The sequence below is a fragment of the Paenibacillus sp. ov031 genome (assembly GCF_900143165.1).
GTDB lineage: Bacteria > Bacillota > Bacilli > Paenibacillales > Paenibacillaceae > Paenibacillus > Paenibacillus marchantiae.
Genome location: NZ_FRDO01000010.1, coordinates 85,426 through 112,196, shown reverse-complemented (window position 1 = coordinate 112,196; position 26,771 = coordinate 85,426). Strand labels below are relative to the sequence as shown.

Below are 26,771 nucleotides of genomic sequence, written 5' to 3'. Positions count from 1 at the left end.
CACGGACTATGAACTGGATGGAAAAAGAACTTGCGTTATTGGCTGATGCCTCCAATGAACGTTACTTGCGTGATAGTGCCGCGGTTCCAGATTGTCCTGGTTATACATGGAGAGGAGGCCGAGTGCTCCTCAACCTGGCCTCCAATGACTACCTAGGACTTGCTCGACATCCCGCTATCATCGATACAATTCGCGAGACGCTTCTTACCGAAGGAGGAGGCTCGGGCGCATCTCGTCTTGTTACTGGGAATCGACCGCCTTATGGTCGTCTGGAAGAAGCGCTTGCCACTTGGCAGCATAGTGAAGCCGCGCTTGTTTTTGCCAATGGTTATATGGCTAATTCTGGTGTCATTCGTGCACTCGTGGGCCGGGGTGATGTCGTTTTTAGTGATCAATTAAACCATGCCAGCATCGTGGACGGTATTGTGCTGAGCCGCGCGGAACATGCCCGATATCGGCATAATGATATGGAACATCTGAAGCTATTATTGAACAAATATCGGGATAAACGACGTAAGCTGATTGTCACGGATGCCGTCTTTTCAATGGATGGTGATCAAGCACACTTGGAAGAGCTCGTTGCGCTCAAACAAGAATACGGGGCAATGCTGATGGTGGATGAGGCGCACAGCGGGGGCATCTACGGGAAACGGGGTGAAGGACTTTGCTTTAAGCTTGGTCTGCATCATGATGTGGATGTGCATATGGGGACGTTTAGCAAATCATTCGGTTTATATGGAGCTTATGTCTGCGGCAGCAGAACATTAATCCGCTTTCTCGTTAACAAAGCAAGGCCGCTCATCTATTCAACGGCATTGCCGCCTTCTCTGGTAGCTGGTATATCAACAGCGTTAACTTTGGTACAAGCGGATCATTGGCGCCGGGAACGCCTCTACTCGGCAAGTCAATTATTTCGTTCTTCGCTTAGTGATGCCGGATTTAACGTTGGGACCGGGGACTCCCCTATTGTGCCGATAATTGTCGGTGATAACGAAAGGGCTCTTCGTTTCAGTGAGGCACTTGAAGCAGGCGGTATTGCTGGGATTGCCATCCGACCGCCTACCGTTCCTGATGGCACAGCGCGAATCCGCTTCTCCTTATCGGCCGACCATACCCCTAAGGAACTGAATGATGCCAGTGCACGAATCTGTAAAATCGGGCTGCAGTTAGGGGTGCTGAGCTTATGAATGCCTTGGATAATAGTCCACTGCAAATTGAGCAGGAGACAAGTGGAACCATACTATGGCTAACGGGATGGAGCATGCCTGATGCGGTGTTTGACCGTCTTCGCCTGTTATTGCCTGAATTTCGCCATATTTCTGTGGATTATAGTGCTGCGGATTCTCCTGAGGAAATGCTGAGCATAACTGAAACAGCAGTTACGGACATGTTATGTATTGAAGGATCAGCTTGCAGGGAGAGAGCGTCCCACGGTCCGCTTTTGATATCAGGTTGGTCGCTCGGAGGTTTACTGGCGCTCAGACTAGCGGCTAAAGGATACGTGGATGGCCTTGTGCTGTTCGGTGCAACGGCTCGTTTTACCCGCTCAAAAGAAGAGTTTGACCGCGGCTTAGCAGATGCATACGTTAGGCAGATGATCAAAGGGATTTTAAAGGATCAACACGCAGTTGAAGCCAATTTTCGAAAGATTATGTTTACGGAGCAAGAATGGGAGGCGGGTCTTGCTGAATGTCTACCTCATATGGGTAGCTGGACAACGCAAGCACTACTGGCAGGTCTTCAGCTTTTGAGAAGCGAGGAATGTTTGTCTCAATTGCCCAATATCGATTGTCCGGTTCTTCTTATTCATGGGACTGAGGATAGGATATGTCCTTACGGTGCTGGATTGGAGCTTACAGCTCATTTACCTCAAGCAGAGTTAATTACATTAACAGGCTGCGGGCATGCACCCTTTTTGGGAAAAGAAGTACACATCGCTGATGAATGGAGGAGATGGTGGCATGACCATTGGAAGAAGTAGTGTTGTTCAACGCCAATTTAATCGTAGTGCCACTTCTTATGATGCACATGCTCATATTCAGCGTTCTATGGCTGATCAGCTAGCAAGATCCCTCGCTGAATGGAAGAACAAAGGGTTCTTAAGTGATCCGAGCATTCTCGAAATCGGTTGTGGCACAGGGGCTTTGACTCAAATCCTAGTAAATGAATGGCCTAGTGCGAATATTACTGCACTTGACATTGCACCCGAGATGATCGAAGTGGCTTCAAAACGGTTCCGATCAGCACAGCATCCAGGTGAAGGGGATTGTACAACGGATCGTTTGCGTTTTCTTCAAGCGGATATTGAGACATGGGCCGTAAATGCATCGGAGTCCTCAGTGGATATCATCGTCTCCAACGCCTGTTTTCAATGGCTAAGTTCGCCGCAAGAAACACTGAGTCACCTGAGGCGAATGCTGCGCCCCGGAGGTTTGCTCATATTTACGACCTTCGGGCCTGGTACATTTCGTGAGATGCATGAGGCATTTAATGAAGTTTATCGAGCTATCGGGATGGAACCACAGCGACATGGACTTTCGTTTCATTCACCTGTTCAATGGGAGATCATGCTTCAGGAATCCGGATATTCTAGTTTCCATTGTGAGCGTTCGATTCATATGGAAAAGTATGCTTCCGCAAGAGATTTTCTGTATTCGGTTAAAGGAATGGGAGCCAGCACTTCAGAAGCAGCAACGATTCCTGGGTACAGTTTACGACGTTTGTTCACCAACATGTATAAGGAGTACGAGAATATGTTCAGCTCGCAGGGAGGAGTCACTGCGACATATGATCTCCTGTTCATTCAATCCGTAGCTCCTTATTAACCCTATACCTGAGAAGGAAGAATCAGATGAAGCTCTAGCAAAGACATCAGTTCTTCGACAATCTCCTGTGCCGGATATGGCATGGAATTCATGATCCACCATTCCAGCAGCCCAGCGGCGGCAGAAGCCAGAAATTGAACAGTGATCTCCCGATTGATACCTTTGTGAATGCCGCATGCATCAACCTGCTCTTCCACTCCCTGAATCAGGATTTTCATCAGCCGGTTTCGAAAAGCAGGAATGCCTTTTTGGGTTAATAGCGTGGTATAAACAGGGGCGTGCTGCTCCAGATAACAGAAGGTTCGGAGCATCGCCTCCTTGACGGTCATGGGCGTTGTAGGACTCTCTACCATACAGCTCTCCACCAGCTGCTGCAAATACGTCTCAATGCTTTGATCCAGCAGATCGAACTTGTCCGTGTAGTGCAAATAGACTGTACCACGGTTCACATTGGCCCGATCAGCAATCTCATTAATCGTAAATTGCTCGAAATCCTGCTCTTCTAACAACCCGATAAAGGCATCGGTTATGGCTTTTCTTGTTTTGACCACTCGTCTGTCCATGGCGCCCCCTTTGATGTTTTCAACAATATGGATCCATTCGTTGATTATTCAACAATAACGGATATTTTAGCGATTGAAGCGTTGCAGATGCTTTGTTACTCTTATTTTATCAACAAATGTTGATAAAACAACGAATATCCATAAAAAATTGAAATAGAGGGATAACTAATGAATATATTAGTATATGGCGCAGGCGTTCTGGGCAGTCAGTTGGCGCAGGTTCTGGTACGTGGGGGAAATGACGTTACCCTTCTGGCTAGAGGGAAGCGGGCAGAGGAACTGGAGAGAGATGGTGTTGTCATTCGTCATGTGTTACAGCTTAAAACGACCGTTGATCCAGTTCGGGTAACAAGAACGTTGGAAGAGAATGATGAATATGATCTTATTTTCGTGGTTATGAAGTACAACGATTTTCCATCAGTACTGCCTATTTTGGCAGCCAATCATAGCAGGAACTTGGTGATCGTCGGTAACAATGCAGATGCACGAAGCATGCAAATCTTTTTGGAGGAAAACAGCAAGGTCGAAAAAAGGATAGCGTTTGGTTTCCAGGTCAGCGGTGGGCGGCGGCAAGAAGACCGGATGTTATCCATTGGTGGAGCAAGCGGGCAAATGGTGATTGGTGGACTGGACGGTGAGATTGCCTTTAAATCGATACTGGATCAAGCTTTTGAGAAGACGAAATACAAGTTGAATTACCTGGACGATATCGATGCCTGGCTGAAAAGCCATATTGTGCCCATTCTGATGCTTAATGCGGTGAGCTTTAATGAGAAGCGTGAGATGATCAAGGTGGACGGGAACAGGAAGCAACTCCAGCATATGATTGGGGCGATGAGTGAGGGCTTTAGCGTGCTTGAGGCTATGGGCATAACGATTATACCGGAGATTCAGGCGAAACTGATTCGCAAACATCAACGGATGTTTTATCTTCTGTTGAAGATGTATAGTATGCTTCCGATCTATAAACTGGTTGCCGGTTCCTTTGGGGAGATCGAGGCGTTAAATGATGCATTTACCGATTGGAAAAAGGCTACTGGTGTACCAACACCGCATTGGGAGATCTTGAAAAGGGACTATTCCCTCTTATAAGCATGATCAAAGCAACTTCCTATTGCTCTTACTTCATTTACAGACTACAATTAAGCCAACTAATAAAATGGGGATAAGGAGATATGCAGATGCGGGAAGTGCCTATGCGCTATGTCAAAGCGAACCAGATCGGGATTGTGCTATTTGTTGTCCTGTCATTTCTGTTCAATCAACCGTTAATTCTGGGAGCGTTATGGATCATTCAAGTTGTCGGTCTGGCATCCGGAGGCAAGCTTAATCTGTTTGTGCAGATTGGGAAGGCCGTGTTAACTGGAAAAGGGACAGAGACACAGGCAGTGGAACTGCAACGCTTCAACAATGTTCTGGCCGTATTGTTTCTCACGCTGGCACTTGTCTCATTCGGCCTTGGTTGGCAGGTAGCAGGTTATATTTTCTCGTCGATGCTTCTCCTCGCTGCAAGTGCCGCATTGCTCGGTTACTGTGTGGGCTGCACCGTATATTTTTGGTATAAACAGCTCCGTGCTGGCAGAAAGATTGGCTTCTAAACTATATGTAGTTGCAAAAACAATCCCCTCCAAGTTCTGAGTCTACTTGAAGGGGATTTTACTTTTTTTATCTAAACCAGGCCTTGTTTAAACTGTTTGTAAAATTGCTGTCGTTCAACGGAACATTAGCACTGCCAAAATCGGTTGTATTCAGTGCATCGCGTGCCGCAGACGTCAGATCATCCCAGCCGATCAAAGGCTGCATTCCACCGACGGTTCCAGTAACGCCAAGCTCATGGTTTAGAGGCCAAGTACTGTTGTAACTAATCAAAGGATTCGTACCGTTCAGGTTCGTGTTACTTGGTGCAACATTCGTGAACTGCCCATGTCCTGAATAGGCGATGGAGAGGATTTGAGGATTTTGTGCTGCGGGATTGTCTACCCATACAACGATACCTTCCCAGTCATGACGATGGCCGAGACCGGAGGAAGGGGAGTCTTTCGGGAAGTACCATGCGTACATAATAGCCCATACGCCATTATGCCATGCCGAACGGGAGTACACTTGGCCTCTGCTTGAGCTGCAATTTCCATTAGGGGAACCGGAGGTTTGCAAGCCTGCATTGGTATTACCCTGTTGATCCACGGCGGGGAATGGAACACATCCATGGTAGACTTTTAAGTAGGGTTGGAAACGCTTGGCTGTTATTTGCGTGACTGTGACGGGAGTTACTTCCTGGAATCCGACAACCTGATCATGGTTAATGACTGCCGCTTCAACGTCTGTGACAAAGGGAATACAGGCCAAGAGCGAAACCATAAGCAATAATACGAGTTTTTTCATTCGGTGATCTCCTTCATGGGTATGATATTGGAATGTGTTGAGGATGCACTAAGACTATATTGGAAAAGGTTTTACTTTATTTGTAATCTCGTTCTGGTTTTTGTAAATTTTCTGCAGGATATGTTGTCCTCATGATTTGAGAGGGTATTAGACTATTTCCGGCCCAAGCGGGCAGAATGGTGATGGATGGTTATAAATTACAGGAAATCCATAGGATTAGATTCAAGAGGAGTGCTAGAGGTTTATTTTGTAAAGGATAGACAAGTTCGGAAGTGAACAGAGAGCATGCTCGTCATTGCTGGAGTAGGATAATTCTTAAGGTTTTATCTTTATTGTTATCCAGATGTAAAATTTTGTTATAATAGATATGAAAATAATTACTTATGTATCACAGGCTAGGACATCTTCACATTTGATGATATGATAGTACATAAAGGCTTTGGAATGAGACGGAATTCCTTATGCATATATATAAGTAGAGAAAAGTGTTGGGGCAGGATTAACGGACGTGAGTCATTGTGTAAAATGATGCCCGACTACGGTCACTCTCAGATAGTAAGAATATGAGGTCGTTCAGACTCATGGATAATGTGGAATAGGTGGCGTATGAGATGAAAAAAGCTCGCTTGATATATAATCCGACCTCAGGCCGGGAAGAAATGAAGAAACGTCTGGCAGATATTTTGCAGCGTTTGGATCAAGGTGGTATCGAGGCCTCGTGTCACGCAACAACGGGTGAGGGAGATGCAACCCGGGAAGCGGAGCTGGCGATTGAACGCGGATATGACATGATTATTGCCGCTGGGGGCGACGGTACGTTGTATGAAGTCATTAACGGCATGGCCGAGCGGGAGAATCGTCCTCCGCTGGGTGTATTTCCTTTGGGAACGACGAATGATTTTGCGCGTGCGCTCGGTATTCCGAGGCAGTGGGAAGATTACGTGGATCTGGTCATTAACCAGCAGCTTCGTCCGCTCGATCTGGGCAAGGCGAATGATAAATATTTTATCAATATTGCGGGCGGGGGTTCGTTAACCGAACTGACCTATGAGGTGCCAAGCCGTCTGAAAACGATGATTGGGCAACTGGCCTATTATATGAAGGGTATTGAGAAAATGGCGAGCCTGTCTCCGCAGGAATTGGTTATCCGTGCCGCGGGTCAGGAAGAAATTCATGATGAATTCATGCTGTTCCTCATTGCCAATACAAACTCCGTCGGGGGCTTCGAGAAGCTAGCTCCGGGTGCGACCATTGATGATGGTCTGTTCGATGTGATTGGTGTCCGCAAATGTAATCTGGCTGACATGATTCGCCTCGTAACCCTTGCGCTGCGTGGTGAACATCTGAACGACAAGAAGGTCGTTCATTTCCAAACGGATTATATGGAAGTAACGTCGCCGGGCTATGTGCAGTTGAACCTGGATGGCGAGTTGGGCGGCACATTGCCTGCGACATTCAAAAACCTGCGTCATCACCTGATGTTGTATCGTTAAGCGTAGTATGGATCGGAGAGAAAATGTGATTTCCTGTTGCCGTGGGCAGTGGGATCACGTATAATCTCATGGTGCCTGAAAATGAATGGAATCTCCCTTGAACAAGGGATGAACATATATGAAGAAAGAAGTGAATGTACGTTGTCTAATACGAACCGCAGCGGTCGTGGAAAAAACCGCCGGAATTCGGCTACCTCTCAGGGGCAAGGGAATGCTTCAGCATCCCGTCAGCCGAGCAAATCATCTCGTCCATCTACACGTCAGCAAGGGAAAGAGGTGCGGCCACAAGGCGCATCTCTTTCTGCCGTTCGTCCAAAGGGACGGGAACGTGAATCTGCACCAATTGAAGGACTTCCTGTTAGTAAAAATGAAGAGACCGTCATCGATATCATCGGCATGAACCATGACGGTGAAGGTGTCGGCCGTGCTAATGGATACACGCTCTTCGTGCAAGGTGCGCTTCCGGGCGAAACCGTACGCGTGAGAGTGATGAAAACCAAGAAGCAGTACGGCTACGCCAAACTGCTGGAGATTGTGAAGGCCAGCCCGGATCGTGTATCCGCGCCTTGCCCGATCTACGATCAATGCGGCGGATGCCAGATCCAGCATATGAGCTACGCTGGACAGCTTGCGTGGAAACGCCAGCTGGTGGTGGACAATTTGCAGCGGATCGGTAAGCTGAATGTGTTGGTGGAGGATGATGAGCAGGCAATCCAAACTGAACAAACTTCTACTGAAGAACAAATGAACGGCAGCAATCGTATTCGCCTTCGCATGGAAGGTGTCATGATCGAAGATGACACAACGCAAGGTATCCGTGTACTGCCAACGATGGGCATGGACGAGCCATGGCGCTATCGCAACAAGGCACAAGTGCCTATCGGTGCAGCCGATGGAGGCTTAGTGGGTGGTTTTTACGCCAAAGGAAGTCATCGGATCATCGACATGGAGACCTGCCTTATTCAGCATGAGCACAATGACGAAGTGGTAGCCAAGGTCAAGGAGCTAGGCAGCCATCTTGGCATTAGCGCATATAACGAAGAAACAGGTCGCGGTCTGCTGCGTCATGTGGTCGTGAAGAAGGCATTCCGTACAGGCGAGATGATGCTTGTTCTGGTCACCAATGGCCGCGACATTCCACACAAGGATGCATGGATCGGTAGTATCCGTGAAGCGATCCCGCATGTGGCGAGCATTTGCCAGAACGTTAACAAAAAGCAGACCAATGTTATATTTGGCGATGAAACCCGCGTCCTGTGGGGCCGTGATGTAATTTATGATTATATCGGTGATGTTCAGTTTGCGATCTCAGCGCGTTCGTTCTACCAGGTGAATCCGGTGCAGACGGAAGTACTTTATGGGAAGACGGTAGAGTACGCAGGACTGAGTGGTAAAGAGACTGTCATTGATGCCTATTGCGGCATCGGTACGATTTCTCTTTTCCTCGCGCAACATGCCGATCAGGTGTACGGGGTAGAGATTGTACCCGAAGCAATTGAAGATGCTCGCAGCAATGCGGTGTTGAACGACATGAAGAACGTGAAGTTCGAAGTGGGTGCTTCCGAGGACGTTATTCCACGCTGGAAAGAACAAGGCATTGAAGCCGACGTCATCGTTGTTGATCCGCCGCGTAAAGGTTGCGATCCACGTTTGCTGGATACGATTCTGGAGATGAAGCCTGAGCGTGTGGTGTATGTGAGCTGTAATCCCAGCACGTTGGCACGAGATCTTCGTGTGCTGGAGGATGGTGGCTATCGCACGGTTGAGGTAACGCCGGTGGACATGTTCCCGCACACGGTGCATGTGGAGAGTGTAGCGATGTTGGTTAGGGTGTAGTGTTTTGAAGCTACATTTACCTGTTTTAATATAGCTAATTTGCCCGAGGCTTCTAAAGCTCGGGCTATAATTGTTTTAACCGAAGTCATTCATTCAGCGAAGGGTATTTGATGAGGCTTCCGTTCGACGGATGATAGTTTTATATAATCATTAGTAGAGTTGATCTTGGTCTGAACAATATGAAGTTTTCCAGTTTATCCGTTTTCGATACTTGTGTGTTGTTCAGTGTTTTCTAATGCCGAGGTAAGACGTGGCAAAGGTATACCTAACTTTTTGGCTTCTCTCACAACTTCAAGTACTGCAAAATTGGATGTACTATTATTGTATTCAATGAAAAGTCGTGGTAAGCTGCCCTTTGCAAAAATGACCTTGTTAAACAGCGTGCCGATAAGTGCCGGTGGGATCTTGGTCAACAGTAGAGTAATCGCGTCCATCTTTGCGCCTCTTGCTTTAAGAACAGGCTTCATTTCCCGCATACTCTTGCCGACATTTGTGAATGAGTCACTATGATTCAAGATTGCTGGGAAACTTCCCCGTTTTAACACCTCGGTCTCCATCGCCGCATTCATGGCATAGTGATTCCATAACCAGCTTTGCATATCCTTGATCCAATTGATTTTAAAATGGGCGCCTTCAAATAGTTCTCTGACCTTGTTGTTTATCTGTTCCGTGCCTACCCGTGGTTTTTCCAGAAATATCATTTTTAAAAAGCCGCCCCTAAGCTTATTGTCCTCAATGCCGCCTCCTGCTCCTGGGAACCCAAAGACAACATTGTTCATAGACAGGGGCAAGATTGATGATTTTAAATCCTTCCAAATATTATTGAATATTAGGATAAGGGTGTTACCCGCAGTAGTCGAAAGTAATTTTGCTGCTTCGGGAAGTTGCTCTGTGTTGACACTCGCAATAATGAGATCGTAATTTGGGCTTATCTCCTCATGCAGCTTGATTTTCCAGCTTTCTTGGATGAATTGTTTCCCTTTTCGTGCGTCCCACATTTCAAGCGCTATATGACTTCCGAACTTTTCTTTTCTCCCTTTTCTAACGTAAAACTCAACGGTATGCCCTGCCTTCTCTAAAGCCCAAGCGTATTGGGTCGATATTACACCTCTACCGAAAAATAAAATTCTCATCTTAGCCTCCTAATATCCATATTCATCCTTGTTAATGATCCAACAACGTGTTGTATAATGTTATTGTATAGATTCACTATACGGTCATCAACCATCAGATTTTTAATATCTGTCGTATAATCAATTGAACAGAAAATGGAGGTCAATCATGAATAAGCAACCTGAAATTACGGACAAAACAAGGCAGACATTCATAAATGTATTCTGTGATTTATATTGCCGAAAACCAATCGAAAAGATATCCATTCAAGAGATTGCTAAACAATCAGGATATAATCGGAGTACATTTTATCAATACTTTACAGATATCTATGAGTTGTTGGACTGCGTTGAAGAGCGTGTTTTGAAATCCATTAAGGAGGAAATGGCAGGCAGAGAGTTTTCTACACATACTATCCAAGATGCACTTCAATGCTTGGAAAATGCAGAGGAAATTTCAGTTCTTAAAGCTATATTGGGCGACTATGGTTCTGTTCATTTTGTGGAACGCTTGAAAAGAGAAATTCCCTTTGAGCGATTGATTGTGGATTTTCCAACAGATGATGTCTTGGCACCGTATATCATCGAGTTTTACATATCAACATTAATATCTATGTTTCGCCTTTGGATACACAGAGACAAAGATCTATCGTCGGAAGAATTGATCAAGCTGATCGATAGTCTATTTTCAAAGGGGATAACACCGTATCATATCTTTGGCACGGTCAATCCGCAGCGTTCTGGAGTGTAGCGATGATGGTTAGAAAGCTAAACATAAACAGAAGGGGTTCGAGAATTTATACATAATTCTCGAACCCCTTCTTGTCTTTGTTTCAATATCATCCATTAATTATAGTAGTCTAATACACATGCACACCCGTACCAAGTACGGATTTGTTTTGTACGGAATTACCGGATAGATATACCTTTTGCAGATCAGGCAGCTGGCTTAGGGTCTCTATATTGGAAATGGCATTGTTCTCGAGATGAAGATTTTCTATGGCCTGCCAGTTACTCATAAATTTGAGAGAAGCCAAATTGCTGTCTTGCAGAGTGAAGGAACGTAGAGCGGTCATTTTGGCAAAGTAAGGCATCATTTGGTCAACCTCAGTAACAGAGGTGTTGTTTATGCTGAAATATGGCTGCTCTAAGGTCAAATGTTCAAGCACGCTGTTCTCCGCGGCCGCCTTTTGTTCAAAGTTCAGCCTACACTCGGAGCACACCAAAGATTTCACCTGCTTCAAACGAAATAAAGCATCGCTCTCCTTATATAGTGAAGAGTCGTAAATGTTCAGAGTCTCTAAACGAGGCAAAGCGTCCAGGGCGCCAAGATGGGTTATTTCACTGATCTCCCAAAGGGAGAGTTGCTCCAGTTTCGGGAATTTCCCCAGCGTAGCCAAGTTTAATTCCCCGCTTCCGCCCTGGAGCGTCAGGCTGGTTGCGGCGGGCGCCTTTAGCCCCGGGAGAAAGGAGCCTGGGACTTCCACCCGCACTACATTTGGCAATGTCAGCGCTTCTGCTTTCTCGTAGTAACCGGACAACGTTAATTCCCGCAGTGAAGACAGACTGTTTATGGTCTTTACCGAGCCAAGCTGACTTAGAGAAGCCAGGCGTAGTTTAGTAATGGAGGCCTTGCCGGCCAAGCGCTCCAGGCTAGAAAAGTTTACGTTTTCGAGATCAAGCGTTTGTAGAGCAGGCATATTTTGTACAAAGTCGATGGACTTTACATTCGTTAAGAAGGACAGCCGAAGCTCCTGAAGCTGGGTCAAGGCGTATAGCGGCTGTAGGTCTGTGGCTTCACTGTAATTGATGGACAGGGAGGTCAGCCCGGTCATGGACGACAACCATCCGAGTTCATCGACAAAGGTGAGCGACAGGGACTTGAGCGGCAGCTTGTTCAATAGAAAGAAATCCGTTACGGATTCATCCACATAGGTAATGGATAACGAGCTCAGATTAGGAAATTCCAGCAGCATAGCCAATTCCTGATTGCTGCGAAGCTGAGTGGAAATTTCCGTAATTTTAGACTTGTCGCCAAAGTAGCCCGAAAATGTACTAAAGGATTCGTTAAAAGCGCCTCCATAACTTTTTAATCCGGGCATATGGGCCAAAGTGGTTTGGTCCGTCTGGGAGATTTCATAGGTATTCGTCAGGTCCAATGCCGTCAGTCCCTTAAAAGCTTCAAAATCTCGCTGATCGATCTCCTGGCTATTCAGTTTCTTGTCCTGAGTAATATAAGTGATCTTCTCGGCCTGTTCATCGCTGAAGGGATCAGAGAGGCTATATGTAAACTTCCACTGATCATTCTCCGAATGCTCTACGGTTAAATAGCGAAGACGAGCCAGTTCCTCCTCTGTCGGCAAGGCGGACCCTTTATCGAAGATATCTCGCAAAAAGGAGAGCAGAACCTCGCTTTCGGGCATCTTTCGCACAGGCAGATTGGCTTCTGTTTTTAGATAGGTGGAGCTGTTGCTATAATAAAAATAAGTACCGATCGCGCCAGTTAGGACTAACATCAGTATCAGCATTAGCTTTACGGAGACGGTCTGCTTCAGCGGTGCTTTAGGGGGCGTTCCGTGGTAATGATTAATGGTCTGGTCTACGTAATAGACATGATTTTGCTTCAATAAAAGCTCTGTTTCACAATAGGGACACTTTAAAATCTCACCTTCTTTGTATTCAATTCTTCCGTTGCAATTGGGACAGTTTAACGGGATAAACGCCACGAATGTCCCCTCCTTCATTATGATGGTCATAAGATCATGCTGAACGGTCATCTGACTTCATTATACCTTGTGAATTTACGTTTGATGAGAGAAAGAAGTTTCACATAGCGAAGGAGCAGGGAAATCCTGCTCCTTTTTGATCTTTTTAAGTATGGCTGGTGGTAAGCATTATTAAATAAATCGTTAAGCGATCGAAGTAATCGGATGTTTAACTTGCACAGGGTAGAGATGTTCACCATGGGTTCTTACAAATAAGCCGTCATTGGTGATTGTACTTTTTAGAACGATATAATCTGCTGCATCTGGAGTGAAATGAAAGGTTACTTTCTCCGTATCTTCATCTGCAATCTTATCCAAGATATCTTTCATATTCATTTCGTTTAAGCTAACAACGTCGAAGAGCTCAATATGATTGTCTTCTTTCTGATAAATAACGATGACGTTTTCATTTTCCAAGTAATAAATATCATCACTAAAAACATTCAGACAGTAAAACATAAATATGCCCTGGACATGATCAGTTGCAAAATGCTGCGAAACAGGTAATCTTTCGGATGCAAATTTCTGGATAAGGCGTAAATCCTCCGTGTTAGTAACATCGAGTTTCTGAATGTTGGCAGGCTCCGATGATTTTTTTGCCGTAAAATCTATTGAAAATATATGTTCTTCCACAGGCTTGAACCCAAACTTGGGGTAAAAATCAAGCACCGATTCATTGGCAAAAAGGTACATGTAATCGTACTTGTTCTCGTATTCCTCTAAAACTTTATTCATTAAACGTGCAGAAAGTCCTTTCCCCCGATAATCAGGGTGTGTCATCACTGTGCCGATTTGAATCGCTTTTTTCTTCTCCCCGTGAATGATGAACTCAAGGATGTTAACGGAAACATTGGCAATAACCTGATCTCCATCCACAAATGAAAAAGGTATGTATCGTTCTCCCCAACACCCTTGTTGGTACCAATTTTCAAATTTTAAATGAAAAGTGTTAGCAGCAAGTTCGAAGAAACTTGTTCGAAGTGCTTCATTGTTTCTATAATCCTTCTTAAATATAAGTTCTTGCATTGTATGTTCCCCCTTAATCCTCAAAAGTGACTGTCTGTATATTAATGGTATTATCCAGTACTTAAACTGGTATATCAAGCATCGAATTCACGGAAAGCTGGGATACCAATATCGTTGAGTGGTGATAATTCAAAGTACTGAAGAGGGGATCTGTTGTGAGTGCTGCGACGAATTTATCTGCCGCGGCCTGATCAGCGGAACGAAGAGGATGTCCATACCCGTATCAGACTTGGTAGAGTTCTGTAAAAAACTAAGATTCCCCTTTAATTTGGAGTAAGAATTCTCTTTCATGAAGTGGTATTATCTGGGGTGAAAGGAGGCTGGTCACAACAATTTATGTAAGCGCTTTATATGTTTGGTGAAAAATTTGATGTGGGGGGAATGCTTCGAATGAGGAAATCACTAAAGCAGGTCGTTTCCGGGTTACTCGCAACGGCTCTGCTTCTTCCGGGCGGCTTGTTAGCTCCGGCAGTTAACGCTGCAGATCAAGTGGCAACTAATTCACAAATTGTGTATCAGGAAACATTCCAGAATGGTCAAGGCAAGGCAACTCCATCAGGCGGTGCCCAGCTGAGCGCTGTAACAGGCAAGCCGTTTGAAGGCAATGATGATGGAGCGGCTCTACAAGTTAGTAACCGATCTAACAACTGGGATGGCGTGGACCTCGCTTTTGATGACCTTGGTTTGTCAGTTGGCAGAGAGTATTCTGTAACCGCTTCCGTATATGTCGATTCTGATGCTAACCCGCCTGCAGCTGGGAAAGCTGTCCTGGAGATTGTAAGCAATAAGGGCGTTGCTGGATCTGAGGCATACACTGGAATTAGCTCTGCTGACTTTAAAGCAGGACAAGGCATTACGCTATCCGCCGATCTCTCCGTTAACAGCGTGGAGAATACAGCTCTACGAATCAAATCTGATGAAGCAGGTAAGGGTGCCTCTTTCTATATCGGGGATATCACGATCACCCAGACAGTAACACCTGTCGAACCCACGGTAGTCCTTAACCAAAGCTTTGAAGACGGGAATACCGGTGGATGGAGCAAACTGGGTTGGGGATCGAATGGGGACACTACGGTCGTTAACGACTTAGCCTCCGAAGGCACGAAATCTCTGAAGTTCTTCAACCGGGCCGATGAGAAGGCTGTTCCTGCTCTTGTACTTACTGGAAAAATGAAATCTGACCGTAAGTATGATATTTCCCTCAAGGTTAGACTCGGTTCGGGTAAAGGCCAGTTCCATCTGGCTTCCAAAATAAATTCTGAAATATTAGCCGATGACCAGAAGTATCCTTGGCTTATAGGCAATAAGGTTGTAACAGCTTCCGAATGGACGCTATTTGAAACCAAAGACTACGAAATCCCTTCTAAAACGAATGAGGTCATCATCTATGTTGAACCATCGGACAATACATTAACCTCGGATATTTACATTGATGAAGTCATGATCACCGATGTAACTCCTGATCAAACTGCACCGGAAATTGTAGATAAAACGGGCATCTCTGCCGATTTTGAGAATGGCCTGAATGGATTCAAAGCACGGAACGGCCGTGAAACGGTAGCTCTTTCCGAAGACGATAATCATACATCTGGCGGCAAAAAAAGCTTGCTTGTGACAACTACGACACAATATGATGCAGCCTTGGTTAACGCTGATGGCAAAATGGCAAAGAATCACGAATATGAGCTGTCTGCTTGGGTGAAAATGGCACCTGGACAAGAACCCACAACACTTCGTATAAGTGTTCAATATGCGGACAGCGGCTTTGCGAACGTGTCTCCAAATGCAACCGTTACCGATCAGGAGTGGGTTCACTTAACGGGTAAGTACACGCTCACCACTACTCCAAGCGTACTCAATGCTTATATTGAAACAGCAAACAATGACGGCGGCAACCGTACCTTCTTCTTGGATGACTTTGCTCTAAAATATTTGGGACCTGTAACTGCTGCACCTCCGATTCAAGAAAATCTTCCTAATATCAAGGATATTTACGAGGATGATTTCCTGATAGGTAACATTGTTAATCCGTCTACCTTTGATGAGACTCGGCTCAAGCTTCTGAAGAAACATCACAATGTCGTCACGTTTGAGAATGATATGAAACCGGATTATGCCTATAACGCGGACAGACAATTTGATTTCACCGCAGAAGATGCCCTTGTCCAAAAAGTACAGGATGCAGGCCTTGATTTGCACGGTCACGTGCTCGTATGGCATGCGCAGTCACCTACATGGCTTTATACGGCAGAGAGTGGTAAACCATTGAGTCGTGAAGCAGCTCTGACGAATCTAAAAACACATGTTAAAACGGTTGTTGAGCACTTTGGCGATCAAGTCATTTCCTGGGATGTTGTCAATGAAGCGATGAACGATAACCCGGCTAATCCGGAAGACTGGAAAAATGCATTGCGTAATTCTGGCTGGTTACAAGCCATCGGCCCTGAATTTATTGAGGAGGCTTTCCTTGCGGCCAAACAAGTCATTGACGATAACGGCTGGGATATCAAGCTTTACTACAATGACTACAACGATGACAATCAGAACAAATCTACAGCCATCTACAGCATGGTTAAAGAGATCAACGAGAAGTACGCCGCCAATCACCCTGGCGAGAAACTGATTGACGGCATCGGCATGCAAGCCCACTACAATTTGGGCACGAGATTGGACAATGTCAAGATGTCGCTCGAACGTTTCATTTCTTTGGGAGTAGAAGTCAGTGTCACCGAGTTGGACATTATGGCAGGTACCAATTCTACAATTACTGAAAAAGAAGCAAAGCAGCAGGCCTATCTGTATGCCCAATTGATGGATCTGTATAAGAAGAACAGCGAGCATATTCCGCGTGTCACCTTCTGGGGATTAAATGACAGCACCAGCTGGAGAGCCGAGCAGAATCCAACCTTGTTCGATAAGAATTTTCAAGCAAAAGAGTCGTTCTACGCGGTCGCTGATCCGGAGAAGTACCTGGCGGAAAACCCGCCTGAAGAGCTTGATTACAAGAAATCAAGCGCGCACTATGGGACACCGTCGATGGATGGATCTGTAGACAGCATATGGAGCAAAGCTCCAGAATTGAAACTGGATACGAAGCAAATGGCGTGGTCCGGTGCGACAGGAACGGCAAAAGTACTGTGGGATGACGACAATCTCTATGTGCTCGTTCAAGTCAGAGACGATCAACTGAACAAGACCAATCCAAATGTATGGGAACAGGATTCCGTCGAGGTATTCGTCGATGAAAATAACGGAAAAACGTCCAGCTTCCAGGATGATGATGGACAATACAGAGTGAACTTTGAGAATCTAGCTTCCTTTAATCCTGCGGAAATCGCTGCAGGCTTCGAATCCAAAGTCTCTGTTTCCAGTACCAACTACACGGTTGAAATGAAGATTCCGTTCAAAAAGGTTAAGCCTGCGAACAATGCCAAAATTGGCTTTGATGCGCAGATCAATGATGCCAAAGACGGCAACAGAATCAGCGTGAATGCATGGAACGATCCATCCGGTCAAGGTTACCAGGATACTTCCGTATTCGGTGAATTGACGCTCACTGGCAAACCCTCTTCTGGCGGAAACAATGGCGGAGGAAACGACGGTGGAGGCAACAACAGCGGGGGGAACAATGGTGGTAGCAGTGGCGGATCAAATTCCGGGACTACTCCGCAGCCACAACCTCAACCACAGCTTCCAGGCAGCGATTCGGCGATTGTGCCGGTAATTAAAGTCGAAAATGGAACAGCCACAGCAACCATTTCAAGCGACAGCCTGAATAAAGCGATTGAAAAAGCTTCTCCAGGTGCAAATGGCAAGAAGCAGGTTACCATCGAAGTGCCGAAGCGAGCAAATGTACAATCCTATGTTGTGCAATTGCCGACTTCAATCCTGCAAAGCAACAATAATGTTGAGTTTGTGCTTAAGACGGAGAATGCAACAATTCAAATTCCGTCCAATATGCTTTCTAATATTACGGAGCAAGCGGATCAAGTCTCTATTCAGATTAACAAAGTCTCGGCAGATCGTCTGAGCGCAGATGTTCGCGCTATTGTGGGTAGCCGTCCGGTGATCGATCTAAGTGTAAAAGCTGGTGACCGTCACCTTGCCTGGAACAATCCAGCGGCACCTGTAACGGTATCTGTTCCGTACACGCCTGCTGCACAGGAGCTTGTCAATGCACATCAGATCGTGATTCTTTACATTGACAATCAAGGGCATGCAACAGCTGTGCCAAGCGGACGCTATGATGCTAAATCCGGTTCAATGGTGTTCAAAACAACTCATTTCAGCACGTATGCTGTAGCCTACGTAACCAAGACTTTTGCCGATGTGCAAAATGTCCTGTGGGCAAAACAAGCAGTCGAAGCGCTGGCTGCACGCGATATTATTAAAGGAATCTCTGATGACAGCTTCGCTCCTGCAGCTTCTATCACGAGAGCCGACTTTATCACCTTGCTTGTAAGAGCACTTGAATTGAAGGGTGCGGGAACGAACACGGTAGCCTTCAGCGATGTAAAGCCAACTGCTCACTATGCACAGGCCGTGACTATTGCGAAAGAACTGGGGATTGCCTCTGGATTTGAAGACAACACGTTCAAACCAAGCAGCAGCATTTCCCGTCAAGACATGATGGTTCTTACGGCGAAAGCCCTGAAAGCAGCAGGTAAGCAATCTGCCGGCAACGGGAATCTGGCTCCTTATTCGGATGCTGCAAGTATTTCCACTTACGCGGTGGATAGTGTAACTTCCCTTGTAGGAAGTGGAATCGTTAACGGCAAAGATGGCAAAATCGCACCAGCCGAACCATTGACCCGTGCTGAAGCAGCGATGGTTCTCTACCGGATCTGGGAAATGTAAAGTTTAATCAAACCAGTTAATAAAAAAGACTACCCCCGTATAATCCAGACGGGGGTAGTTCTACTATTTCATATTGAAGTAAAAAAAGCTTGGCCATCACTCTGCAGAAAAATGAACAACTGCACTATATAACATCTTGTTACGAAGCGGGTCGAACGTCACTTGATGCTGAACCTGCTTCACTCGAAGCAGCAATGCCTTGTTCATTCCGATTCGGTCCTCGATCGCCCGTTCCAGTTCATTGAAGTCATAAGCCTGCAAGCATTCGACTTTATCTTTGATAATATCGAGTGAAATTTCCATGTTTGTTTCAGGCCTCCTCCATGTCACGATTTGCAGGTACAAAAGCCTGCCGAACTTTTATTGTAGAGGAGCTTGTCTGGTTCGGCAAGAGCGAACAAAGCGAATCATTAGAACGATGGAGGCTGTCTGATTTCTATACTGGGGGGGCCAAAACGAGAAGGTAAAGTTATGCTTCAAATAATCACTAATAAACCCGTGCTGAAAATCAACTAAAGACGTGGTAAAATTGGTGGAGTAATAAATGGAGAAAGGGGAAACCCGGACCCATACGGTAATTAGCAAAGGGGCATCGCCCCTCTTTTTTATGCGAGTCTATTGAAGAGTAGGCTTCTCTTCGGGGTAGGATATATTCATCTTGATGTGATTAACAGATACTGATGTTTGAACAAAGTTACATTTGCATGGTATAAGTGAAGAAGAAGAAGCAAGGACATCAAAATGTAAATTGCAACGAATCTGCTAATGTAAATGATACGATTGCAGATGTATGGCTTACGATTTTAACATTAATGAGGACAAAGGTTGTCCTGGTATATATAGAGGAGTTTCTAAATATGAAAGAAAATTTTTGGCGTGATTTGCCACGACCGTTTTTTATACTGGCACCCATGGAAGATGTGACGGACGTAGTGTTTCGGCATGTCGTTAGTGAGGCGGGCAGACCGGATGTGTTTTTTACGGAGTTTGCGAATACAGAGAGTTATTGTCACCCGGAGGGGAACAAAAGTGTCCGCGGGCGTTTGACTTTTACAGAAGATGAACAGCCGATTGTGGCACATATTTGGGGAGACAAGCCGGAGTTCTTCCGCGAGATGAGCATCGGCATGGCCAAGGAAGGTTTCAAAGGCATCGACATTAATATGGGTTGTCCTGTAGCCAATGTGGCAGAGAATGGGAAGGGGAGCGGTCTGATCTGCCGTCCTGCCCTTGCAGCGGAAATCATTCAGGCGGCTAAAGCCGGAGGACTGCCCGTAAGTGTAAAAACAAGGCTTGGGTTCACCGAGGTGGACGAATGGCGCGACTGGTTAACTCATATTTTGCAGCAGGACATTGTAAATTTATCCATTCACCTGCGGACAAGAGAAGAGATGAGCAAAGTCGATGCGCACTGGGAGCTGATCCCGGAGATCAAGAAACTTCGGGACGAGATTGCACCGAATACGTTGCTAACCATTAATGGAGACATTCCTGACCGCGCGACCGGACTCAAACTTGCCGAGCAGTATGGTGTGGATGGCATTATGATTGGACGAGGCATTTTCCAGAATCCGTTTGCTTTTGAAAAGGAGCCAAGGGAGCATACCACGGAGGAGTACCTTCATCTGCTGCGACTACACCTGGACTTGCATGATCAATATTCAGAGCTTGAACCGCGTTCGTTCAGCCCGCTGGCCCGCTTTTTCAAAATCTACGTCCGTGGATTCCGCGGGGCAAGTGAGCTGAGAAACAGCCTGATGAACGCCAAAACTACGACTAGAGTACGCGAATTGCTCGATGAGTTTGGTAGCAAGGAGCATGATGGGGCAGAAGAAAATGAATAGAATACAGGAGGTCACATGTCCTGGAGTAAATTGAAGCAGCAATTGGAGAGTTTCCTTAGTCCCACGTTAGTTGATAGGGTCGAATACCGGGCGACGAGCTACCGCTATTCACCTGATAAATCAGGAAATTGTTACATTACCGTAGATAAAAAGAACGTACTCAATATGAGTGATATAACTGGCTCGATCAGATGGTATCTGACGGAGCAGGAGATCAAAAATGACCCGGATTTGCTGATTCCTGTAAGTCATGAAGAGATTGAAGCCATCAGAAAAGAAACCAAAGGGACCGTTCCAGAGGATCGTCTTCAAGTCATAGGAAGAAGCAGAAAAAGCTCAGGGCATGCTAAAGAGCTCCTTTCTGCGCAGGCCGTATTAAGTAAATCGAATTTTACTGTTGCAGCTACTACGTTTTTATCTACTTCGATAGAGGATAATCTGGAGAGCAACGATATCTTATTGAATATTCTGGCTTTGATAGACAGACGAGTTGGCAAAAAGCGAATTCTAAATATGTCTGAGCAGATAAAGTTAAAGCATCCAGCTGTGCAGTATTTTTATGAATTAAGGCGCAGTACGTTGTGAGAATTAATAAATATCAATGACGGGGCACCCTTTATCGAGGGTGGTCCTACTGAACATTAGCTTAACAAGAGAAGAGATGATCAAGTAGACTTCAACCTGTGCATGTTGAAAAGTCTACTTTTTTATTGTTCAATTTTTTTCTGTTATAGCTTTTAACTATAACTAGTTATGGCATTTAAGTATCTCAGCCAACCTCGTTCTGCATGATATGATAATGGTATACAACGAGGGGGTTTTTGACATGACTGATAAGTTCCAGATCGTAGGTAGTTTGTTGCGTCCTGAAGAGCTGCTGACATATAAAACGCAAATTGAACATCGTGATGATATCAAATATCCATTCTATGAAAGTTTTGAAGGTTATGAGAAATGCGAGACTGAGGCCATCAAACAAGTGGTGAAAAAAGAAATCGAGCATGAGCTGTCGATTATTACAGATGGAGAGTTCTCCAAATCGATGTGGCATCTGGATTTTGTATGGGGCTTTGGTGGAGTTGAGCGTTATATTGCAGACCATGGCTATTTTTTCCGTGATGTGGATGGCTCTTCAAAATATGAAACACGTAAAGATATTGGCCTGCGCATAACGGGCGAATTGAGCGGTAAAAATCATCATTTCATTCAACTGTTCAAACAACTGCAAGACACGGCGGGTGACCAGCAAACGAAACTTTGCGTTCCGTCCCCATCCCATATTTTTGGTGAACTCTCCTGGTCCGATAATATCGGCGGTACGGACGCTGTTTATCAGAATATTCAGGAGCTCAAAGCGGGTCTTGTGAAAGCATATAAGGAATTTGTGGAAGAATTCGCTGCGGTAGGCGGTAAAATTCTGCAAATGGATGACTGCTTGTGGGAGCTGTTTGCAGACGACAACCCGAACTCTCCGTTTACAGGGGAGCACATTAATCAAGAGGAAGTACAGGGTCTCGCTACCGAATTTATTGATATTAACAATACAGTGATTGACTTCGGTCATAGCCTGGGCTTGAAAATGTGGACACATAATTGCCGCGGCAACTATGATTCTCGCAACATGGGCGGTGGATCTTACGCGAAAATCGCTAACCTGTTCCTGAAGCAATTGAAATATGATCGTTTCTTCCTGGAGTGGGATGATGATCGTGCGGGTTCTATCGAAGCCCTGGAGGTTTTCAAGGACAGACCTGAAACGGAAATCGTATTAGGCTTGTTGTCATCTAAGACCAATACACTTGATGATGAAGAGCGCGTAATCCGTCTGCTTGATGAAGCTTCCAAGATTATCGATAAGGATCGTCTGTTGCTTTCGCACCAATGCGGCTTTGCATCCTGCGATGGCGGTAACGAACTAAGCGAAGCTGAGCAATGGGCCAAAATCGTTCAAGGTCAAAAGATTGCCAAGCAATACTGGGAAAACTAATTTCGAATAGCAGCATCTTGAGCTAAAAGGGATGCCTCGTAGGGCCGTCAATGGACCTGCGAGGCATCTCTATTTTTTATACATCTTTTCTCCCCAAATTAACGTAGTTTCCTGTTCCGCCATTGTATTGCGCGATAAGTGGCTCTTTCTCAGATCGGTGATTAAGACACTGTAGGAGAGAAAGGAGTTGTTAGCATCATTGGTGAGGTTGGAATGGGAGTGAATTTAGTGGAATCTGGATGTATAGCGTGACAACAGGCTGTGATACAATGAAAATGAAATCGTTGTACGGATCATCTTGGCAGTTGTATTCCCTCTAAACGACAAATTAGAAATGTATATATCCTATGAAAAAGGAGAGTTTTACACAATGAATTTGGAAGAGGTTATGCATGAGCTAGAAGCGCTAGGGAAAGAACGAACAAAGAAAATATATATGTCCAATGGTGCACACGAACCGCTTTTTGGAGTAGCTACTGGAGCGATGAAACCAATCGCCAAGAAAATAAAAAAGGATCAGCCTTTGGCTGAGTTACTTTACGCTACGGGAAACTATGATGCCATGTATTTTGCTGGTGTGATAGCCGATCCCCAAGCGATGACGGAAGCTGATTTTGACCGTTGGATTGATGCTGCTTATTTTTACATGATCTCTGACTTCATCGTATCCGTCACGCTGGCAGAGACAGATATTGCCCAAGCGGTTTCGGACAAGTGGATTGCGAGCGGGGATGAATTGAAAATGTCTGCAGGCTGGAGCTGTTATTGCTGGTTACTCGGTAGCCGACCGGATAGCGAATTCTCCGAAAATAAAATGATGGAGATGCTCGAACAGGTAAAAAAGACGATTCACGAATCTCCGGAACGAACGAAATATTCGATGAACAACTTCCTTTACACCGTCGCGACATCCTATCAACCGCTGCACGACCAGGCCGTGGAGACAGCCAAGGCCGTGGGACCTGTTGAAGTCGACAAGGACAAAGCTAAGAGCAAGTTCCTGCAAGCTTCCGAAAATATTCAAAAGGCAGTGGAAAAAGGGCGAACTGGGTTCAAGCGTAAATATGTAAGGTGCTGACGCTTTCGCCTTATCGTCAGTTTTGGCATAGGGAACGTCCGAATCTGTGAATTGAAATCCACAATCACCATGTTATAATAAGGACAGAAACAGCTTATAATGCAAAGAGAGCCGTGCGCTAACACGACTCTCTGATGCAATAGCCGCTTTTAAGGGCGGTGGGCTTAACAAGCAGGGTACCGACCAAATAGACCGCATCCCTTAGCCAGAGGTCGGTCTATTTGTCTTTATTGGACAGCAGCGCTACAATCAGCAAACCGAAGGTAAGCATTAGCATAATTGCTTCAAATACTGTCACAAGGCATCACCTCCCTTCCGGGAGATTAGCCGACCGCCCATATAAGCCTTTCCATTGCTCTGTGAGTATACCATATTTTTCTTGGAGCTAATAGATGAACAATATTCGTTTTCATAAAAGTCTTGGCATGATAATTCCCCAGTACAGTGAATGCGAAAAGAGCATTACGGTGGCTAGTATGAAGCATTATTTAGTTGAAAACAAATAAGAGAAAACACGCCATTTATAGGCGTGTTTTTTGTGTTTACTGCTGAATAACAAAAATTAAACAGCATCAAAGTTACGCATTTTATAAGGGCCCGGAGCGTTTACTTTTTAATTACTTCTAACCATTTCTTTGGCTTGCTGCCTGCCCGCCGCGAGAAAGCTGTCACTTAGTTCAGGATCATTAACAGAGCGTGCAAGAACAAGCGAGCCGACTAATGTACTAAACAGTGCACGACTTTTGGATACATCCATATCTGCCAGATTGGAGATAAAAGTGACCATCCGCTCCAGTTCATGAGTGAATACCTGCCTAACCTCTTCGGAAGAGCGGGATATTTCGCCGGAAAGGGCAGGGAAAATGCAGCTCATTTCCGTTTTATCACGGTGATAGGGACTGAGATAATAATCGATGACTGTATTGATTTTGGGGTTCTGCTCTTCCTGATCCGCGACTTTCTGAAGAAGTGCGATGGTATCGCTAATGGCATATTCACAGGCTTCGGCGACCAACTGGTCCTTGTTGTCAAAGTGTGAATAAAACCCTCCATGAGTTAATCCGGCTCCCTTCATAATGAACGGTACACTGACGTCTTGGATGCCGTTGGTGCGAAAAGCACGAGCAGCACTCTCAACAATTTTACCTCGTACTTTTATTTTATGGCCTTTGGGATAGGGCATTATCATTCACTCCATAGTTTCATCATTCTGCTTTTTTAAAATATTATAGTCATCATAATAAAGCCTGTCAATTTGTCGACTGGATGTCTTTTGATTTACAAAAGGGCCAAATACGGTTGTTGACTGCCTTAAAATATGATGGTTATAATATATTACGATCATCATATTTTAAATCGGCTTCAAATCGGGAGGTATCAGGACATGAGTAAACTTGAATCAGTAGATACGTTAGTTATTGGATCAGGTCCGGGAGGATATGTGGCGGCGCTTCGTTCTTCGCAACTGGGGATGAAGACGGCAATCGTCGAACGTAAACAGCTCGGCGGGGTCTGCACGCATGTGGGTTGCATACCATCCAAGGCATTAATTGCGGAATCACATCGCCATGATTTGTTCAGACAGTTCAATCAAGCTGACGCGGCAGCGACATTTAAGATTGCACAGGATTTCAAGCAGGGGGTTGTGAATAAACAGGCAGGTGGCGTCCACTATATGTTAAAGACTGCGAATGTGACCATTCTCGAGGGCGAGGCTAGTCTGGTGGATGAGCACACAGCGATGATCCAGCAAGCTGGACAGGAGCAGAGCATTTCTTTTAAAAACCTCATACTGGCAACGGGGTCTCGTCCAATTGAGCTGCCAGCATTTCCAGTTGGAGGTCGTATCTTATCTTCCACAGAAGCACTGTCTCTGCAGGAGGTTCCGAGTAGTCTGGTTGTGATCGGCGGAGGGTATATTGGTGTGGAACTTGGACAGATGTATGCCAAATTCGGAACAAAGGTAACGATTCTGGAGGGTGGAGCACAAGTATTGCCCGGATTCGAGGCGGAACTTGCAGCACCTGTAGTCAAACAATTGAAGGCGGATGGCATCCACATCGTAACCGGAGCGATTGCTGAAAAGGTGGAGCAGAAGGCTGATTCCATTACACTGCATTATTCGAAAAATCAAGAGCAGCACCAAGTCACGGCGGAATATGTATTGGTCACAATCGGCAGGAAACCCAATACAGACGGCCAGTTAGGACTGGAACGCATAGGTGTGTCCGTAACGAACAAGGGACTGATTGAGACGGATGAACAGTGCAGGACGGTTATTCCGCACATTTATGCCATTGGAGATATTACGGCTGGTCCGGCACTCGCTCACAAGGCCTCCTATGAAGCAAAAGTAGCAGCAGAGGCCATTGCGGGTCTTACCTCCAAAGTGGATTATAAGGTGATCCCGCTTGTCGTCTTTTCTGATCCGGAGCTATCCAGTGTTGGAGTAAGTGAGACGCAAGCCAAAGCACAGGCCATTCCGGTGGTTATCGGAAAATCTTCTTTTGGGATCAACGGAAGAGCATTGGCATTAAGGGAAACCGAAGGATTTGTGAAAATAGTGGCTGATCCGACCTCAGGAATTGTCATTGGCGCGCAAATCGTTGGCGTGGAGGCATCCACATTGATATCGGAGCTTGCGCTTGCAATTGAGATGGGTGCAACTGTAGAAGATCTGGCCATGACAATTCACCCTCATCCTACGTTGGGAGAAGTGATCATGGAGGCTGCCGAGAACGCGGTCACCAAAATGATAATGAGAACTAAAAATACGCAGCAAATTTAACCATATAAATTGAACTAAACATTTACACGAAACGGAGAGGACAGAAAGAACCTGAAGAAGCGGAGCGTTCGCCTTTATCACTGGATTTACCATTTATAAAAGGAATCAAAAAAATCTGGGGATAACAGCGATCGGAAGGTTGTTCTGTCATCGGAGTTTCCAGTGTAAATAATTTTTAGTTCAACTTATATACACGAGGATTGGGAATGGGAGAG

At 45.5% G+C, this 26,771-nt stretch carries 21 protein-coding genes; 14 read left to right on the top strand and 7 right to left on the bottom strand.

What is annotated here, in order from left to right:
• Window positions 1-8: 8 nt before the first annotated feature.
• From bioF to bioC, 3 genes are read left to right on the top strand one after another with little or no spacing between them, the layout of a single operon-like run.
• Window positions 9-1,187 carry an 8-amino-7-oxononanoate synthase gene (gene bioF, locus BUA17_RS28365; protein WP_083584896.1) on the top strand — a complete coding sequence of 393 codons (1,179 nt, stop codon included), beginning with the start codon at window positions 9-11 and terminating at the stop codon, window positions 1,185-1,187.
• A complete protein-coding gene (locus tag BUA17_RS28360) occupies window positions 1,184-1,981 on the top strand; it encodes an alpha/beta hydrolase (RefSeq protein ID WP_072735706.1) in 798 nt (265 codons plus the stop codon). The genes bioF and BUA17_RS28360 overlap by 4 nt, the downstream gene beginning before the upstream one ends.
• Window positions 1,962-2,825, top strand: coding sequence for a malonyl-ACP O-methyltransferase BioC (gene bioC / locus BUA17_RS28355; protein WP_072735705.1), 864 nt, complete (start codon window positions 1,962-1,964; stop codon window positions 2,823-2,825). Before BUA17_RS28360 ends, bioC begins: the two co-directional genes overlap by 20 nt.
• A 2-nt stretch (window positions 2,826-2,827) precedes the next feature.
• Here bioC and BUA17_RS28350 read toward each other — a convergent pair whose 3' ends face one another.
• A complete protein-coding gene (locus tag BUA17_RS28350; protein WP_072735704.1) occupies window positions 2,828-3,388 on the bottom strand; it encodes a TetR/AcrR family transcriptional regulator in 561 nt (186 codons plus the stop codon).
• A 168-nt stretch (window positions 3,389-3,556) separates the two neighbouring features.
• Between BUA17_RS28350 and BUA17_RS28345 the strand changes: the two genes are divergently transcribed.
• Both BUA17_RS28345 and BUA17_RS28340 read left to right on the top strand, forming a co-directional pair.
• Window positions 3,557-4,480 carry a ketopantoate reductase family protein gene (locus tag BUA17_RS28345; RefSeq protein ID WP_072735703.1) on the top strand — a complete coding sequence of 308 codons (924 nt, stop codon included), beginning with the start codon at window positions 3,557-3,559 and terminating at the stop codon, window positions 4,478-4,480.
• Window positions 4,481-4,569: 89 nt separating this feature from the next.
• Window positions 4,570-4,986, top strand: a complete 417-nt coding sequence (locus BUA17_RS28340) for a DUF4395 domain-containing protein (RefSeq protein WP_063568191.1) — start codon at window positions 4,570-4,572, stop codon at window positions 4,984-4,986.
• A 67-nt stretch (window positions 4,987-5,053) separates the two neighbouring features.
• Here the strand turns inward: BUA17_RS28340 and BUA17_RS28335 are convergent, their stop codons facing one another.
• Window positions 5,054-5,770 carry an NPP1 family protein gene (locus BUA17_RS28335; protein ID WP_072735702.1) on the bottom strand — a complete coding sequence of 239 codons (717 nt, stop codon included), beginning with the start codon at window positions 5,768-5,770 and terminating at the stop codon, window positions 5,054-5,056.
• A gap of 611 nt (window positions 5,771-6,381) precedes the next feature.
• Between BUA17_RS28335 and BUA17_RS28330 the strand changes: the two genes are divergently transcribed.
• Both BUA17_RS28330 and rlmD read left to right on the top strand, forming a co-directional pair.
• The gene (locus BUA17_RS28330; protein WP_063568189.1) at window positions 6,382-7,263 is read left to right on the top strand and encodes a diacylglycerol kinase; all 882 of its coding nucleotides are present in this window, start codon (window positions 6,382-6,384) and stop codon (window positions 7,261-7,263) included.
• A 141-nt stretch (window positions 7,264-7,404) separates the two neighbouring features.
• Window positions 7,405-9,099 carry a 23S rRNA (uracil(1939)-C(5))-methyltransferase RlmD gene (gene rlmD / locus BUA17_RS28325; protein ID WP_244552242.1) on the top strand — a complete coding sequence of 565 codons (1,695 nt, stop codon included), beginning with the start codon at window positions 7,405-7,407 and terminating at the stop codon, window positions 9,097-9,099.
• Window positions 9,100-9,293: 194 nt separating this feature from the next.
• Here the strand turns inward: rlmD and BUA17_RS28320 are convergent, their stop codons facing one another.
• Window positions 9,294-10,232, bottom strand: a complete 939-nt coding sequence (locus BUA17_RS28320) for a ketopantoate reductase family protein (protein WP_072735701.1) — start codon at window positions 10,230-10,232, stop codon at window positions 9,294-9,296.
• Between the two features lie 148 nt (window positions 10,233-10,380).
• On the opposite strand from BUA17_RS28320, the gene BUA17_RS28315 reads away from it, so the two are divergent.
• Window positions 10,381-10,962, top strand: coding sequence for a TetR/AcrR family transcriptional regulator (locus tag BUA17_RS28315; protein WP_072735700.1), 582 nt, complete (start codon window positions 10,381-10,383; stop codon window positions 10,960-10,962).
• 109 nt (window positions 10,963-11,071) lie between these two features.
• On the opposite strand, the gene BUA17_RS28310 is transcribed toward BUA17_RS28315, so the two are convergent.
• Both BUA17_RS28310 and BUA17_RS28305 read right to left on the bottom strand, forming a co-directional pair.
• Entirely contained in the window at window positions 11,072-12,937 is a 1,866-nt protein-coding gene (locus tag BUA17_RS28310) for a leucine-rich repeat domain-containing protein (protein WP_072735699.1), read from the bottom strand.
• Between the two features lie 183 nt (window positions 12,938-13,120).
• A complete protein-coding gene (locus BUA17_RS28305) occupies window positions 13,121-14,002 on the bottom strand; it encodes a GNAT family N-acetyltransferase (RefSeq protein ID WP_072735698.1) in 882 nt (293 codons plus the stop codon).
• 390 nt (window positions 14,003-14,392) lie between these two features.
• Between BUA17_RS28305 and BUA17_RS28300 the strand changes: the two genes are divergently transcribed.
• Window positions 14,393-18,859 carry an endo-1,4-beta-xylanase gene (locus BUA17_RS28300; RefSeq protein ID WP_072735742.1) on the top strand — a complete coding sequence of 1,489 codons (4,467 nt, stop codon included), beginning with the start codon at window positions 14,393-14,395 and terminating at the stop codon, window positions 18,857-18,859.
• A 96-nt stretch (window positions 18,860-18,955) separates the two neighbouring features.
• On the opposite strand, the gene BUA17_RS28295 is transcribed toward BUA17_RS28300, so the two are convergent.
• Entirely contained in the window at window positions 18,956-19,162 is a 207-nt protein-coding gene (locus BUA17_RS28295; RefSeq protein ID WP_072735697.1) for a DUF2536 family protein, read from the bottom strand.
• 554 nt (window positions 19,163-19,716) lie between these two features.
• On the opposite strand from BUA17_RS28295, the gene BUA17_RS28290 reads away from it, so the two are divergent.
• From BUA17_RS28290 to BUA17_RS28275, 4 genes are all read left to right on the top strand, one after another.
• Window positions 19,717-20,703, top strand: a complete 987-nt coding sequence (locus BUA17_RS28290) for a tRNA dihydrouridine synthase (protein WP_072735696.1) — start codon at window positions 19,717-19,719, stop codon at window positions 20,701-20,703.
• A 15-nt stretch (window positions 20,704-20,718) separates the two neighbouring features.
• Window positions 20,719-21,288: an SF0329 family protein gene (locus BUA17_RS28285; protein WP_072735695.1), complete on the top strand. Its 570-nt coding sequence runs from the start codon at window positions 20,719-20,721 to the stop codon at window positions 21,286-21,288.
• A 241-nt stretch (window positions 21,289-21,529) separates the two neighbouring features.
• Complete coding sequence (locus BUA17_RS28280; protein ID WP_072735694.1) at window positions 21,530-22,690, top strand: cobalamin-independent methionine synthase II family protein; 1,161 nt, start codon at window positions 21,530-21,532, stop codon at window positions 22,688-22,690.
• Window positions 22,691-23,060: 370 nt separating this feature from the next.
• Window positions 23,061-23,768, top strand: a complete 708-nt coding sequence (locus BUA17_RS28275) for a DNA alkylation repair protein (RefSeq protein WP_072735693.1) — start codon at window positions 23,061-23,063, stop codon at window positions 23,766-23,768.
• A gap of 613 nt (window positions 23,769-24,381) precedes the next feature.
• Here BUA17_RS28275 and BUA17_RS28270 read toward each other — a convergent pair.
• Complete coding sequence (locus tag BUA17_RS28270) at window positions 24,382-24,951, bottom strand: TetR/AcrR family transcriptional regulator (RefSeq protein ID WP_072735692.1); 570 nt, start codon at window positions 24,949-24,951, stop codon at window positions 24,382-24,384.
• Between the two features lie 201 nt (window positions 24,952-25,152).
• Here BUA17_RS28270 and lpdA point away from each other — a divergent pair, with 201 nt between their 5' ends.
• Window positions 25,153-26,556: a dihydrolipoyl dehydrogenase gene (gene lpdA / locus BUA17_RS28265; protein ID WP_072735691.1), complete on the top strand. Its 1,404-nt coding sequence runs from the start codon at window positions 25,153-25,155 to the stop codon at window positions 26,554-26,556.
• The last annotated feature ends 215 nt before the right edge of the window (window positions 26,557-26,771 follow it).